The sequence below is a fragment of the Dactylosporangium sp. NPDC048998 genome (assembly GCF_043197855.1).
Classification (GTDB): domain Bacteria; phylum Actinomycetota; class Actinomycetes; order Mycobacteriales; family Micromonosporaceae; genus Dactylosporangium.
Genome location: NZ_JBICTV010000027.1, coordinates 71,303 through 86,078, shown reverse-complemented (window position 1 = coordinate 86,078; position 14,776 = coordinate 71,303). Strand labels below are relative to the sequence as shown.

General features: G+C 71.1%; 13 protein-coding genes. 4 read left to right on the top strand and 9 right to left on the bottom strand.

The annotated features are described in order from the left end of the window. Positions 1–3: 3 nt before the first annotated feature. Positions 4–1,251, bottom strand: coding sequence for a cation:proton antiporter (locus tag ACGFI8_RS37475; RefSeq protein WP_392811945.1), 1,248 nt, complete (start codon positions 1,249–1,251; stop codon positions 4–6). Between the two features lie 4 nt (positions 1,252–1,255). Then, positions 1,256–1,738 (bottom strand): cation:proton antiporter regulatory subunit, encoded by a 483-nt coding sequence (locus ACGFI8_RS37470; RefSeq protein ID WP_392811943.1) that lies wholly within the window; start codon positions 1,736–1,738, stop codon positions 1,256–1,258. Positions 1,739–2,131: 393 nt separating this feature from the next. Between ACGFI8_RS37470 and ACGFI8_RS37465 the strand changes: the two genes are divergently transcribed. Together ACGFI8_RS37465 and ACGFI8_RS37460 are read left to right on the top strand one after the other, a co-directional pair. Next, positions 2,132–4,087, top strand: coding sequence for a HAMP domain-containing protein (locus ACGFI8_RS37465; RefSeq protein ID WP_392811942.1), 1,956 nt, complete (start codon positions 2,132–2,134; stop codon positions 4,085–4,087). A 183-nt stretch (positions 4,088–4,270) separates the two neighbouring features. Next, positions 4,271–5,563, top strand: coding sequence for a S1C family serine protease (locus ACGFI8_RS37460; RefSeq protein ID WP_392811940.1), 1,293 nt, complete (start codon positions 4,271–4,273; stop codon positions 5,561–5,563). 39 nt (positions 5,564–5,602) lie between these two features. On the opposite strand, the gene ACGFI8_RS37455 is transcribed toward ACGFI8_RS37460, so the two are convergent. The 4 genes from ACGFI8_RS37455 to ACGFI8_RS37440 all read right to left on the bottom strand — a co-directional run bounded on the left by ACGFI8_RS37455 (position 5,603) and on the right by ACGFI8_RS37440 (position 8,019). Beyond that, positions 5,603–5,767, bottom strand: coding sequence for a hypothetical protein (locus ACGFI8_RS37455; protein ID WP_392811938.1), 165 nt, complete (start codon positions 5,765–5,767; stop codon positions 5,603–5,605). Between the two features lie 71 nt (positions 5,768–5,838). Next, a complete protein-coding gene (locus ACGFI8_RS37450) occupies positions 5,839–6,108 on the bottom strand; it encodes a metal-sensitive transcriptional regulator (RefSeq protein WP_392811936.1) in 270 nt (89 codons plus the stop codon). Between the two features lie 74 nt (positions 6,109–6,182). Next, positions 6,183–6,596 carry an OsmC family protein gene (locus ACGFI8_RS37445; RefSeq protein WP_392811935.1) on the bottom strand — a complete coding sequence of 138 codons (414 nt, stop codon included), beginning with the start codon at positions 6,594–6,596 and terminating at the stop codon, positions 6,183–6,185. 31 nt (positions 6,597–6,627) lie between these two features. Further along, entirely contained in the window at positions 6,628–8,019 is a 1,392-nt protein-coding gene (locus ACGFI8_RS37440) for a rhodanese-like domain-containing protein (protein ID WP_392811933.1), read from the bottom strand. 238 nt (positions 8,020–8,257) lie between these two features. Here ACGFI8_RS37440 and ACGFI8_RS37435 point away from each other — a divergent pair, with 238 nt between their 5' ends. Beyond that, complete coding sequence (locus ACGFI8_RS37435; protein ID WP_392811931.1) at positions 8,258–8,953, top strand: CPBP family intramembrane glutamic endopeptidase; 696 nt, start codon at positions 8,258–8,260, stop codon at positions 8,951–8,953. A gap of 200 nt (positions 8,954–9,153) precedes the next feature. After that, complete coding sequence (locus tag ACGFI8_RS37430; RefSeq protein ID WP_392811929.1) at positions 9,154–10,818, top strand: GAF domain-containing sensor histidine kinase; 1,665 nt, start codon at positions 9,154–9,156, stop codon at positions 10,816–10,818. 131 nt (positions 10,819–10,949) lie between these two features. Here ACGFI8_RS37430 and ACGFI8_RS37425 read toward each other — a convergent pair whose 3' ends face one another. The 3 genes from ACGFI8_RS37425 to ACGFI8_RS37415 form a co-directional block, all read right to left on the bottom strand. Then, positions 10,950–11,270: a GYD domain-containing protein gene (locus tag ACGFI8_RS37425; RefSeq protein ID WP_392811927.1), complete on the bottom strand. Its 321-nt coding sequence runs from the start codon at positions 11,268–11,270 to the stop codon at positions 10,950–10,952. Positions 11,271–11,357: 87 nt separating this feature from the next. After that, positions 11,358–12,152, bottom strand: coding sequence for an SDR family NAD(P)-dependent oxidoreductase (locus tag ACGFI8_RS37420; protein ID WP_392811926.1), 795 nt, complete (start codon positions 12,150–12,152; stop codon positions 11,358–11,360). A 118-nt stretch (positions 12,153–12,270) separates the two neighbouring features. Beyond that, positions 12,271–14,658, bottom strand: a complete 2,388-nt coding sequence (locus ACGFI8_RS37415) for a discoidin domain-containing protein (RefSeq protein ID WP_392811924.1) — start codon at positions 14,656–14,658, stop codon at positions 12,271–12,273. Between the last annotated feature and the right edge of the window lie 118 nt (positions 14,659–14,776).

The following is a 14,776-nucleotide window of genomic DNA, read 5'->3' as shown; positions in this document are numbered from 1 at the left end:
GCATTACACGGGCATGCGGAGCTCGTCGGGACCGGCATCGGCAGCGGCAGCGGCACCAGGGGCGGCGGGCGGCGGAGCGTCGGCCGCCGGTGTGCCGCGGCGGCGGTTGCGCCACCGGTTGAGCGGCTCCAGCGACCGGGCCAGGATCGGGCCGGCCACCGCGAGCACCAGCACATAGGCGGCGGCGAGCGGGCCGATCTGTTTGTTGAGGCCGGCGGCCACCGCCAGCCCGGCGATGACGATGTTGAACTCGCCGCGCGGGGTCAGCGCGAGGCCGGCGCGGGCGCGGCCCAGGGAGCTGACGCCGGCCCGGCGGGCCGCCCACCAGCCGGTCGCGATCTTCGTAAGGATGCTGACGAAGGCGAGCAGCACCGCCACGCCCAGCATCGGCGGCAGGGAGCCGGGGTCGGTGTGCAGGCCGAAGAAGACGAAGAACACGGCGGCGAACAGGTCCCGCAGCGGGCTGAGCAGCTCCCGGGCCGTGTGGGCCAGCGGCCCGGACAGCGCGATGCCGACCAGGAAGGCGCCGACCGCGGCGGAGACCTGCAGCAGCTGCGCGACGCCGGCGACCAGCACCGTCAGCCCCAGGGCCTTGAGCAGCAGGACCTCTTCGTTGGGCGAGGCGACGAACTTCTCGACGTAGCGGCCGAACCGCAGCGCGATGACGAGGATCACGGTGATCGTCGCGGCCGCGATGGCCAGCGTGGTGAGGCCGGCGACCAGGCCCACCCCGGCCAGCAGGGCGGTGAGGATCGGCAGGTAGACCGCCATGGTGAGGTCCTCGAACACCAGCAGCGACAGCACGACCGGGACCTCGCGGTTACCGAGCCACTGCAGGTCGGCGAGCACCTTCGCGGTGATGCCGGACGAGGTCACATACGTCACGCCGCCGAGCGCGACCGCCGCGACCGGACCCCAGCCCAGCAGCAGCGCCGTGGCCACCCCCGGCGCGGCGTTGAGCACCAGGTCAACCACGCCCGCGACGGCGTTGTGCCGCAGCGTGCCGACCAGTTCCGGCGCGGTGTACTCCAGGCCCAGCGTGAACAGCAGCAGGATCACGCCGATCTCGGCGCCGGTCGCGGTGAACTCCTCGCTCGTGGCCAGCGGCAGGATGCCGCCCTTGCCGAACGCGAGCCCCGCCAGCAGGTACAGCGGGATCGGCGAGATCCCGAAGCGGGCGGAGACCGCACCGAGCAGACCCAGGCTGAGGATGACCGCCCCGATTTCGATCAACGCAGTAGCACCGTGCATGCGCTCAGCCGTTGTCGAGGATCGAAGCGACGGCGGCGGTACCCTCGGCCGTGCCGACCACCACGACCAGGTCCCCGGGTATGAATACGAAGTCCGGACGTGGGCTGGCCAGGATCTGTCCGGCCCGGATCACCGCCACGATCGACGCGCCCGTGCGGGTCCGCGCCTGCGTGGCGCCCATCGACCGCCCGTCGTACGGCGACCCGGCGGTGATCGGCACCTGCACCGTCTTCAGCCCGGTCACCTGCCGCTGCAGGTCGGCCAGCCGCTCGACGATCCGGGCGGTGCCCAGCAGTTCCGCCACGCCGTTGGCCTCGTCGGTGCTCAGCGACAGCGTCGACACCACCGTGTCCGGGTCGTCGATGCTGTACAGCACGATGTCCCGGCGACCCGACACGTGCGACACCACCGCGGCGTGCTGACCCTTCACGGTGACGAACTCGTGCCGCAGGCCGATTCCGGGCAGCGCGGTGCGTTCGACGTCCACGGATCAGTGCTCCTTCGTTCTGGGGGCCACGCAGCAAAAGGCACACGGGGGCTCCAGGCATGGCGCCCGCCGACGTGTACCGCAGGCGCTACGGTGCCGAATCGATATGACCGATATGCCGCGACAGCATGACAGTCCCATGACGGTCTCGCTCGTCGGGGGTGACCGGCACCGTCCAGTGGCAACGGACGGTTTTGGCTGGGTGACCTAAGGTACCGAATGCGGGCCGGGGTCGCCAGCATCGTCGCCGTTCGGCGGGTGGCCGGGCGTTGCGTCGCCGGAGGTAGCGTTGGCCTGAGATATCGGGCGATCATGGTAGCGCTCTGGCGTTCGGCCATGCCCGCCGCTGCCACGGCGTCGCCGCAGTCGCACCGTCAGACACCGAGGAGCGACATGAACCGGGCGACGGGTGGGCTGTTCCGCCGGATGGTGCTGGCCACCAGCGTCCTCCTGCTCATCGTCGGCGGGGCATTCGGCCTGCTGCTCATCTCGAGCGCCGAGCGGAACGCGGCCACCCGCGTGTCGACCCACGCCCAGGAGGTCTTCATCACCGCCGACCGGATCGAGCGGGTCGCTATCGACATGCAGACGGCGCAACTGGAGTACACCTCCACCGGCGACCCGCGCTTCCTCGGCGCCTGGCAGTCCGGTCGGGTCGACCTCCCCCTCGAGACGGCGCGGCTCGTTCGGACCGCCACCAACCAGGCCCAGCGCAACCAGGCCCAGCACATCACGCAGACCGCCGACTCGTACGTCAACCTGTACTCGGTTCCGGCCATGCAGGCCGCGCAGCGCGGCGACCCCTCGGCGCGCAGCGAGGCGACCCTGCAGGAGGGCAACCGGCGCATCGACGAGCTGCAGTCGGACCTGGTCGCTTTCCGGGTGGCCGAGCAGAACCTCATCCACGCCGACGACGTGCGCGCCGACCGAATGGCCAGCCGGGAGATCATCGCGGTCATCGTCGGGATGGTGGGGTCGGTGATCGTCATCGGGCTCGTCGGCGGGTACCAGATGCGGATCATGATCCAGCCGATCCGCCGCGCGGCCGCCATGGCCGATCGGCTGGCCGGCGGCGACTTCAGCACGCGCATCCCCGAGACCGGCAAGGCCGAGATCGGCCAGCTCGAGCGGTCGTTCAACGTCATGGCCGCGACGCTCGCCCAGTTCGTCGACACCCAGACGGCCCTGCGGCGCGTCGCCACGCTCGTCGCACGCGACGCCCCGCCGGCCGAGGTGATGCAGGCCGTCGCCTCGGAGCTGGGCGGGCTGATCGGCACCCCGTCGGTGCGGATCGTGCGGTACGAACCGGACGGCAGCGGCTTCATCGTCGCCGCCTGGGGCGAGGTCGACCTGGAAATGCCGCCCGGAACGCGGATCTCGCTGGACGGGCTCAATGCCGCGGCCCTGGTGCGGCAGACCGGCCGGCCCGCCCGGATGGACGACTACGCGAACGCTCCCGGCCCGCTCGCCGCCCACCTGCGCGAGCACGGGATCACCGCGGCGGTCGCCGTCCCGATCAACGTCGAGGGGCGCCTGTGGGGCTGCGTGGCCGCCTCGATGACGGACAACCGGCCGCCGCCACCCGACGCCGAGGCCCGCCTGCTCGAGTACACCGACCTCATCGCCACCGCGATCGCGAACAGCCAGGCGCGCGCCGACCTGGTCGCGTCGCGGGCGCGGTTCGTGTTCGCCACCGACCAGGCCCGCCGGCGGATCGAGCGCGACCTGCACGACGGGGTCCAGCAGCGGCTCATCTCCCTCGGGCTGGAGGTGCGCCGGGCCGAGGCGAGCGTGCCGCCGGAGCTGCCGGACCTGCGGGAGCAACTGGGCGCGGTCGCGGCGGGGCTGACCGGCACGGTCGACGACGTCCGGGAGATCTCCCGCGGCGTGCACCCGGCGATCCTCACCGAGGCCGGCCTGCGGCCCGCGCTGAGGGTGCTGGCCCGCCGCTGCGGGGTGGCGGTGGACCTGGACATCAAGCTGGACGGGCGGCTGCCGGAGCCGGTGGAGGTGGCGGCGTTCTACGTGGCGGCGGAGGCGCTGACGAACGCCGCGAAGCACGCCCGCGCCACGCACGTGTCGATCGGCGCGACCGTCCGGGATGAGCAACTGCACCTGACGGTGAGCGACGACGGCGTCGGCGGCGCGGACCCGGCGCACGGGTCGGGTCTCATCGGCCTGACCGACCGGGTCGAGGCGCTGGGCGGCACGCTCGTGATGCACAGCCCGCCCGGCGGCGGCACCCGCCTGAGCGTGCGACTGCCCCTCGAAGAGGGCGGCCCGCACGCCTTCCCGGAAGGGATTGGGCTGATGGCAACGCCCACCGCGCGGCCGGAGACATTTCCGTAACGGTCCGTAGCGGTCCGTCCTCCTGGCCGGCTGGCCGGCCGCCTTGTGGCTGAAGGCCGCGCCGAACGAATTTCCGGGAAACGCCGAACTTTTCCACGAGTTGGGTCCGTACTGGGGGGTAGCAAGGCCAACGGCGGATCGGCGGTGGTAGCCCGGATGTCAGCTCCGCACTATGCACAGGGCGTGGCGGTCACGCCCGGCGAGGTAACCCCGGTCACCGCCCCCGTCGGCGGCCTGGACCGGTACGGCCCGCAGCGCTGGGGCGGCGGTCCGGTGCCGTATCCGAAGCCGCCCGAGTGGCGCGGCCCGCCGAGGCGCCGCGGCTGGCTCGTGCTGCGCTGGATCGTCGGCAGCATCGTGCTGGTGACCCTGGCCTCGCTGGTCGGCGTCGCCGGGCTGGTGGCGGCCGTGCAGTCCCAGTCGCAGCCACCTGGCCCCCGGCCGCCGACCGGCGCCCAGCCGAACGCGGCACCGCCGGCCCTGTTCAGCGACGCGCCGAGCGATCCGCCGAGTGCGGCGGCACCGGCGCCGACCGAGGCGCCCGACCCCGCGGCGATCGTCTCGTCCGTGAACCGGAGCGTCGTCGACATCAACGCCACGCTGGGCCTGCGCAACGCGCGCGCGGCCGGCACCGGCATCGTGCTCACCGGCACCGGCCTGGTGCTGACCAACAACCACGTCATCGCGGGCGCCACCTCGATCACCGGCACGGCGGTCGCCAACGGCCGGACGTTCCATGCCGGCGTCGTCGGCTACGACCGCTCCCACGACATCGCCGTAATCCAGCTGGCCAACGCGACCGGGCTGCCCCGGCTCGCGGTCGCCGACTCCTCGTCGGTCGGGGTCGGTGACCCGATCATCGCCATCGGCAACGCCGGCGGCGCCGGCGGTACGCCGACCGCGGTGACCGGATCGGTCACGGCGCTGGACCAGTCGATCACCGCCCAGGAGCCGGACGGCGGCGGCGCGCAGCAGCTCTACGGCCTCATCCAGGTGGCCGCGGACATCCGGTCCGGCGACTCCGGCGGTCCGCTGGTCGACCGGTCCGGCCGGCTCATCGGCATCAACACCGCCGCGTCCGTCGAGGAACAGGGCCAGGCCGCGGGCGGCACGGGGTTTGCGATCCCGAGCAACACCGCGGTGGGTATCGCGCAGCAGATCCAGGCCGGCAAGGCGTCGCCGACGATCCACCTCGGCCCGACCGCCCTGCTCGGCGTCGCCGCCGCCGACGCCGAGGGCCAGGTCGGCGGGGCCGCGGTGACCGGGGTGATCGTCGACAGCCCCGCCGAGCGCGCCGGCCTGAACGCGGGCGACGTGATCCGGTCGGTCGACGGCCAGCCCGTCGGCTCGGCCCGCGCGCTCACGTCCGTGCTCGACACGCACCATCCGGGCGACCAGGTCAGGATCGCCTGGGTCGACCAGTCCGGCCAGTCGCACGCGGCAACGGTGCGGCTGGCCGTCGGCCCGGCCGGCTGAGGGCGTTCGGCCGCGGGGAGCGGGACCGGCGCGACGCGGTCAGCGCCCGCGCAGCCACGACATGAGGCCCGTTGACCGCTTCCGGCCGCGTTCGCAGGTGCACCGCTGCGCCTCGGGCACGCCGGCGAGCACCTCGTCGACGTGGTTGCCGCATCCGGCGTAGGTGGCCTTGCCGCAGGCGCTACAGGTGACGCGCTGACACATCGTGTCGTCCTTCCGTTTTCGGTTCCGGTGTATCGGCTGTATCGGGATGTCTCCGCCCGGCCGAGGTGCCCTCAAGCCAGCGACAGGAACAGCTTCTCGAGCTGCGCGACATCGACGGCCTTGTCCCCGCCGGTCTCCTCGGCGGTGATGCACTGCCGCAGCCCGGTAGCGATGATCTTGAATCCGGCCCGGTCCAGTGCCCGGGACACGGCCGCGAGCTGGGTGACGACCTCGGCGCAGTCCCGGCCGTCCTCGAGCATCGCGATCACGCCGCGGATCTGGCCCTCGGCGCGGCGTAGCCGCTTGACCACGTCGTCGATGGCGCCCTTGTCGATCTCCATGCCCACTCCTCATCCGTGGTCCGCCGTGGGGCGAGGATACCCCTCGGGGTACACGTCGAAGGTCGTGCCGGCGGTCACCGCAGCGTGAGGTCGACCCGGGGCGGCTGCTCAAGCGTGTTGTGCACGGTGCAGTGGGACGCGACCGCCTGCAGCGCGGCCCAGCGGTCGCGCGGCACGCCGGGGGGCACGTGCAGGTCCAGCCGGACCGCGGCGACCCGGGCCGGGCGGTCGGCGGCGAACTCGAACCCCGCGTCGACCGACAGGCCGTCGCGGGAGTACCCGTGACGGGTCAGGTAGCGGCCGGCGTAGAACGCGACGCATGAGGCCAGCGCGGCGACGAACAGCTCGGTCGGGGTGGGCGCCAGGTCGGTGCCGCCCGCGTCGGTGGGCTGGTCGACCAGGATCCGATGGCCCCGGACCGCGATCTCGTACGCCTCGCCGGTGCGGGGTTCGACCCGCATGCCGGTCGTCGTGACGGCGTTGTTCATCGGTGTACCTCTCTTCTCTGCGGCGGTGCTGTCAGCCAGGGATGACGGGTAGGCCGGCGTCGGCGGCCATGCTGTAGTCGTCGTCGATGTGGATCACACGGCGGCCGGCGCGCTGCAGCAGGCCGCTGGCGGCCGCGGCGCGGTAGCCGGAGCCGCAGTGCACCCACACGGTGCCGGCCGGCACCTCGCCGAGGCGTCGCGGCAGGTCGGGGAGCGGGATGTGGACGGCACCGACGACGTGTTCGGTGCGCCACTCGTTGGTCATGCGCACGTCGAGCAGCACGTCCGGCGCGGGCAGGCCGTGCGGCGGGGCGCCGGCGCGGGCGGTGGCGAGGTCGGCGAACGTGGCCATGGTCAGCGAGGCGAGGCGGGCCTCGTCGTGGCCGGCCCACTGCTGCGGGGCGCCGGCGGCCGCGGCGGTGGGCCGGTCGATGCCGATGCGGGCCAGCTCCCGCTGGGCGGCGGCGACCTGCCGCGCGCTGTCGCCGAGCAGGGTGATCGGTGCGCCCCAGGGGATCATCCAACCCAGCCAGGTGGACATCGGCCCGTCGAGGCCGAAGCTGAGGGTGCCGGTCAGGTGCCGGTGGGCGAACGCCTTGCGGGAGCGGAGGTCGACGACCCACTCGCCGGCGGCGATGCGCTCGGCCAGCTCGGCAGGGTCCGCGGGCCGGACGGGGGTGAGATCGATCAGCTCGGCGCCGGCGGCGTTGCGGGCGCCCATGTGCGCGTAGTACGCGGGGAAGGCGTCGAGGCCGGCGAGGGTCTGGGTGACGAAGTCGCCGGTCTCCAGCCGCAGCGCGGGGTTGACGTGCCGCTCCCGCCCGACGGTCGACTCCGGGGCGTCGGACTGGGTGGCCGAGCAGAAGCTGCCGAAGCCGTGGGTGGGCCAGACCCGCGCGCCGTCGGGCAGCAGGTCGGCCAGCCGCCGCGCCGAGTGGTGCTGATGTTCGGCGAGGGTGTGGGCGTGCTGCGGGCCGAGCAGGTCGGTCCGGCCGGTGGTACCGAACAGCAGCGACCCGCCCGTGAACACCCCGTCCGGGCCGTCCGGGCCGTCGAGGATGTAGGAGAGATGGTGGAAGGTGTGCCCGGGCGTGGCGACCACGCGCAGCCCCATCCGCGCCGACAGGGCGATCGCGTCGCCGTCGGCCACGGGCCACCGCTCGAAGCCCACCCGGTCACCGGCGGGGACCAGGTACGCCGCGCCGGTCAGCTTCGCCAGGGCCAGGCCGCCCGAGACGTAGTCGTTGTGCAGGTGGGTCTCGGCCACGTGCGTGATGCGCACGCCGAGCCGGCCGGCCGGCGCCAGGATGCGGTCGATGTCGCGCTGCGGATCCACCACGATCGCCACCTGGCCGTCGTGGGCCAGGTAGCTGCGGTCGCCCAGCGACGAGGTCTGCACGACCTCCACGCTCAACTCACTCATGCCCGACCTCCTGCCCCGCATCCGCGACGCCACCACATCCGGCTCGTCGCTCATACCCCCGGGGGTATCCCTTAGTCGCAATATACCCCGGTGGGTATCTGGCCGCCAATGCCCCCTCCGACGGCGCGTTCACCCGGTGATGGTGTTGGGGTTCGTATTCGGGTGCTTGGAGCGTGGAAAGCACCCAACGTTCGGCCAGGGTCGTTCGGAGGTTGCCGGGCGCGTTACTGGAGCAGCGATGAACCATCGGGCGTCGGCCGGGGTGCTGTCCCGCCGGCAGGAACTGGCGGAGCTGGGCGTGTTCCTGCTGCTGATCGTGCCGCCGTTGGTGCTGTCGTTCTTCGCGGTCGGCCAAGCCACCATGTCATTCCCGCTGCTGGCCGGCGCGACGATCACGCGCGACGCGAGCCTTGTCGCCCTGATCCTGCTGCTGCTGGCTCGTGCCCGGCAGCCGGTCGCGGCCGTTGGCTGGGTCGGCCGCGCAGCCGGGCGCGAGGTCGCCTTGGGGGTTGTCCTGGCGATACCGGTCCTGGTCGGGGCACAAGCCTTGAACGTTGCCCTTCGGGCCGCGGGCCTGTCCGGGCCGCAGCCGTCCGGTACCGGCCTATTGCCCTCGCCAGGTATCGGTGGGCTTCTCCTCGCGGTGCTGCTGGTTGTGGTGGTCGCGGTCGCCGAGGAGACGATCTTCCGTGGGTATCTGATCCTGCGGATCGCGAGCGTGCTTCGCAGCCGTTGGTTGGCAGTGCTGTTGTCGTCGGTGATCTTTTCCGTCGGGCACGGATATGAAGGCAGCGCGGGAGTACTGACGGTGGGTGTGACCGGCCTGGTCTTCGCCGCCGTCTACGTCTGGCGGGGAAGTCTTGTGGCACCGATGGTGATGCACTTCCTGCTGGACTTTCTCGCGATCGTGGTGGCACCGCTCCTGCTCCGCTGAGCCGCTCGACGCCGAGCCGTCGGAGGGGACAGTTGGCGGTCGACCTGCTGCAGATGACCGCCTACAACTTCGCCGCTGCGCGGGCGGCTGATGGCGCCGACCGTAGACCGGTCATCGCGGACAGATCACCCCGGCGACCTGTCGGCGGATGCCCGAGCACGATAGGTTCGAGGTCGGTGCGCTGAAACGGTCCTGCAAACATGACGAAATCGCTCGAAGCCAGTCGAGGCGATTTGGGTCGTCTCCTGGAGCAGCAGTCTGCGCTGAGGCGAATCGCGACGCTGGTTGCGCAGACGGTGTCTCCTGCCAAGGTCTTCGAGGCTGTCACCGCCGAAGTCGGCCAGCTCTGCGGGGCCGACCTCGCACGCATGGAGCGCTACGAGGTGGACGGTAGTGTGACCGGCGTCGGGATCTGGGGCAGGGAGGGCGGCAGCCAACTCGCCATCAGCACGCGGTTCGTCCTCGAAGGCGCGAGCATTGCCGCGCTTGTACGGCGCACGGGCCGTGCGGCGCGAATCGACAGCTTCGCTCACGCCACCGGTCCGATTGCGGAAGAGGCTCGACGGCTGGGAATCCGCTCGTCGGTCGGTTGTCCGATCATCGTCGCCGGACACCTCTGGGGCGTGATCGCCGCCTCGACGAGGGGTGAGGCTCCGTTCCCCGCGAACACGGAGTCGCAGATCGCCGACTTCACCGAACTCGTAGCCACCGCGGTCGCGAACGCCGAGAGCCGTGACGAGCTCACCCGGCTGCTGGAGCAGCAGTCCGCGCTGAGGCGCGTCGCCACGCTCGTCGCGCATGCCGTACCCCCGACCGAGGTCTTCTCCGCGGTAGCTGCGGAAGTGGCGCGTCTCATCGGCGCCGACAGCGCGAGACTTGTCCGCTACGAGGCCGACGGGACGGCGACCGTGGTCGCGGCCTGGGGCGTGCTCGATGTGATGATCCCGGTCGGCACCCGCGTGTCGCCGGAAGGCGGCAATGTCTCCGGGCTGGTGTTGCGCAGCGGTCGGGCCGCCCGGATGGAGACCTATGCGGACGCTTCGGGCCCGGTCGCCGCTCAGCTGCGCAACTATGGCGTCCGCTCGGCGGCCGGCGCCCCAATCTACGTCGGGGGACGCCTATGGGGTGCGGTGATCGGCTTCTCGACGAAAGAGGAGCCGCTCCCGCAGGACGCCGAGGCGCGACTCACGGACTACACCGACCTGGTCGCCACCGCCGTCGCCAGCGCCGACGCCCGCGCCAACCTGATCGCCTCCCGTGCCCGGGTGGTGGTCGCCGGCGACCAGGCGCGCCGACGCATCGAGCGCGACCTGCACGATGGCATCCAGCAGCGGCTCGTCTCGGTCGGGCTCGACGTACGCAACGCCGAGGCGAGCGTGCCGCCCGAGACAGCTGGGCTCCGGGCGCAACTGTCCGCGATCGCAGACGAACTGACCAACGCGCTGGACGATGTGCGGGAGATATCGCGCGGCATCCACCCGGCGATCCTGTCCGAGGGCGGCCTGTGGCTCGCGTTCAAGGTACTGGCCCGTCGTAGTCCTGTCGCGGTGGACCTCGACGTGCACCTCCCCAGGCGGCTTCCTGAGCCCGTCGAGGTAGCGGCGTACTACGTCGTCGCGGAGGCGCTCGCCAACGCCGCCAAGCATGCGCACGCATCGCATGTACGCGTCGAGGCGACGATACGGAGCGGTTCGCTACACCTGTCGGCGCGAGACGACGGCATCGGTGGCGCCGACCCGGCAGGAGGCTCCGGCCTCATCGGGCTCGCCGACCGGATCGAAGCGCTGGGCGGGACGATCACACTCCACAGCCCCGTCGGTCACGGCACCTCCTTGCAGGTCGAGTTGCCCATCAGCAGTGGCTGACCTGTCCGTGGAAAAGTTGCCGGCGGCGACAATGGCTACGCCGTGACCTTCGCGGCCACGCGATGCCGGGAGCGAGGCTCGGCCGCCGCGGGGCAACGGCCGAGGCTCGGATGTGGCGGCCCTCGGGTGGCTCAGACGCCGGGCGCCCGGTACTCGACGGCCCTGTGCACCGCCTCGTCCACCTCCTCCGGGCTTAGCAGCACGATGGTTCTGGTGGTGGCTCCGCCGGCCGCGCCGATCGCGAGTGCGACGGCCGCGGCGGCCTTGTGATCGGGCAGGTCGCAAATCACATGCGTGTCCCGATCACCGAATGAGAAGTCGAAGGACTGGAGATGCCCGCCGACGCTCTCGGCCATCTTCCGGACCGCCTCGACGCGCCCGCTGCCGCCGTCCTTGAGGATCCCGCGGAGTCCCTCGTGCGTGTAGGTCGCTTCGATGAGGAATCTGGTCATGGAGATCACCTCCTTCAAGCCCAGCGTAGCCGCCGGACGTACGCCGGCTGCAAGGGTCGCCCGGCGCGGCCGACCGGGGACAAGGCGTCAACGACCCTTCTCCTCCTGCACCGAGTTGGCACCGTCCACGATCAGAGTCTGGCCGCTGACGTACGACGCCTCGGGCATGGCGAGGAACGCCACGGCCGCCGCCACCTCGTCCGGAGTGCCGGGACGGCCAACCGGCGTCGCCCTTCCCATGGCCAGCTCCCGCTCGGTTGCCGAGCCGGTCGCGATCCAGCCCGGTGCGACCGCGTTGACGGTGACGCCATACCGGCCGACCTCCACCGCCAGTGCCCGGGTCAGCCCCACCATGCCGGACTTCGCGGCGTGGTACGCGGCGTCGCCGGGGTAGGCGACCACGGGTCCGGACACCGAGGCGACGTTGACCACCCGGCCGTACCGGCGCTCCACCATGCCTGGAAGCAGCGCCCGGGTCAGCCGGAACGCGCTGGTCAGGTTGCGGTCCAGCGCATCGCGCCAGACCTTGTCGCTGGTTTCGAGCAGCGGTACCGATTCGGCCGCGTCGGACACCGACGTCATGCCGGCGTTGTTGACCAGGATGTCGACCCGGCCGCGCACCTGCAGGGCCGCCCGGGCCAGGCGGTCCGTCTCCTCCGGATCGGTCAGGTCGGCGACCAGACCGGACGCGTCGATTCCGGCGGCGCGCAACTCGGCTACGCGTTGCTCAATGCGCTCGGTTGTCGAGGCGACAATGACGTGCGCACCGAGCGTGCCGAGCAGCCGGGCCGAGGCGAAGCCGATCCCGGTTTCGCTGCCGGCTCCCGTGATGACCGCGATCTGGCCGCTCATCCGGGCAAACGTGGTTGGTGCGGTGCTCACACCGGCAGACTAGCTCCCACGTCGACATGCGCCTGCGCCACACCGGCAGGTCCGGGACGAGTGCCGGGTGCCTGCCGGTGTGCGGTCCGTGCGTTGATTCGGTGGCTGATCGCCGCTGTCAGGAGGCGTACACCTCGAACTCGGAGATCTGGCCGGCGGGCCAGCCGGTGTTGGCGGTGAAGTTGAGCCGGACGTAGCGGGTGGCGGTGGCGGTGAACGTGATGGGGGTGGTGTTGGCGCTCGGGCTGAACGTGTAGTCCGCCGACGCCTTGAGGGTGGTGAAGTTCGCGCCGTCCGTGCTGCCCGTCACCGAAAGGGTCTGGGTACGCGCACCCCACGACGCCGGCAGCTTCAGCACGATCCGCCCGACCGAGGTCGCCGAGCCGAGGTCGACCTGCAGCCACTGCGGGAAGGCGTTGTTCGCCGACTCCCAGTAGGTGTCCTGGTTGCCGTCGACGGCGTTGCCGGAGCCATAGGTCTGTGTGTGGCTGCTCTCCGATGTGGCCTTCCCGCGCGCCAGGTTGGTGTTGGGTGCCGGGTCGGTCGTGACGGTGACGCCGTTCGAGGCGGCCGAGACGTTGCCCGCCGCGTCCTGGGCGGTGACGGTGAAGGTGTACGACGTCGATGGGTTCAGCCCGGTGACGGTGAAGGACGTGGCGGCGGTCGTCCCGACGACCGCGCCGCCCTGGCGGATCTGGTACCCGGTGACGCCGACGTTGTCGGTGGAGGCCGTCCAGGACAGCGAGACGCTGCTGGAGGTCTTCCCGGTCGAGGCGAGGTTGGCGGGCGCGGTTGGCGGTTGGGTGTCGCCGCCGGCCGCCGGGCCGTAGACCTCCAGCTCTGACAGTTGCGCGGCGGGCCAGCCGTTGTTGGCGGTGAAGTTGATCCGGACGTAGCGGGCGTTGGCCTGGGCGAAGGTGAGGGTGGCCGTGTTGGCGCTGCCGGAGTTGAAGGCGACGTCACCGGAGTTCACCACGGTGGTGAACGCGCCGCCGTCGGTGCTCGTCTGTACCGACAACGTCTGCGTACGCGAGCCCCATGATGCCGGCAGCTTCAGCACCACCTTGTTCACCGCGAGCGCCGACCCGAGATCGACCTGCACCCACTGGGGGAAGGCGTTGTTCACCGACTCCCAGTAGCTGTCCTGGTTGCCGTCGGTGGTGTTGGCCGACCCGTACGACTGGTTGTGGCTGCTTTCCTGCGTCGGCCTGGACCGCGCGAGGTTCCCGGACGGGGGTGGCGGCGGCGGGCCGCCGTTGGGCTGGGTGGGCCGGACGGGGGTGAGGGCGATCTGGCCCTTGAGCATCCGGCCGCCGTCGCCGGTCAACCGCAGGTAGTAGTCGGACGAGCAGGCGGTCCCGTCCTCGTCGAGCGCGAGCAGCCCCGAGTTGGTGGGCACGTCTGCCAGGGTCGCCGCGGTCTTGCAGATCTGGTTGCCCTCATTGAACTCGTCGTACATGGAGATGTAGATGCCCTGGGCACCGACGCGCACCATGTTGTAGAACTGCCGCCACATGAAATCGCCGTGCGCGCGCTGACGTGCCGAGACGTCGCCGGGCAGGACGCAGGGCTGGTAGTCGATGCCGTTGGCGTTGCAGTCGGCCTGGTCGCCGACGTTGAGCTGGTTGTAGATGTTGTCGGAGTCGGCGGCGTTGCTGATCGCGCCCACCATCCACGGCGAGAGCATGTTGAACGCGTGGTAGGTGCCGAGGAAGCCGGGCCGGGAGCCGTTGATGCCGATGCGCCATTCCCGCGGTACACCGCCGATGACGTAGCAGCCCTGGCTCTTGAACCAGTTGATCACATCGAGGCAGGTGGCCGCATCCCACGGATGGTTGTTGTCGTTGAAGCCGAAGCCCCAGATGCAGACGACCGGTTTGCCGTTCTGCCGCGCGTACGCGCTGGAGGCCGTATGCGCCGACATCTTGTTCGTCCAGTCAGCCTTGATCTCCGGCTGCATGTTCGTCCAGTTCGTGACGTCGTACATGATGTAGAACTTGCGGCCGTTGGACTCGGCTGCGCTGCGTACCTTGGCGGCCATGGCGTCGCGGGTCGCGCCCTCGCCACCGTTCGGGTTGAACCGCTGCAGCGCGGCGGTGTCGATGTTGTTCTGCTGCATCCACAGGAAGTGGGTGTCGACCGTCTGCTGGTCGTAGGAGGAGAACAACGTCGCGGGCTGACCGCTGCCGAGGTTGGCGTACGCCGTCTGATATGCGCGCGTGTATTCGCGCATGTCGGGCCAGGCGCGCAGCGTGCCGTTGTTGCTGGGCGACGGGGGCTGGCTCCAGTTGTTGCTCCAGTGCCACCAGGCGTTGATGGGTGCGCCGTCGCCGATGCAGGCGAACCAGCCCTGGTAGCCGACCGTGATCTTGCCGACGACATCGCCGGGCGGGCTCGCCGCGAACGCGGTCGTGGTCCACGCGGACACCAGTTCGCCGGTGGAGACCGCGGCGAGGGCGGTACCGGACACGACCGAGGCGACGAACTTCCGGCGTGAGATTGCCATGTGGTTACTCCCCTCCTGTTTACGTGGCCGTCATACTTCCAGTCGTCGACACATTTCTGCAATACTCGGATGCATGCTTGCAACATCTTGATGATCCGCCGCAAACCTGCACGTGAAG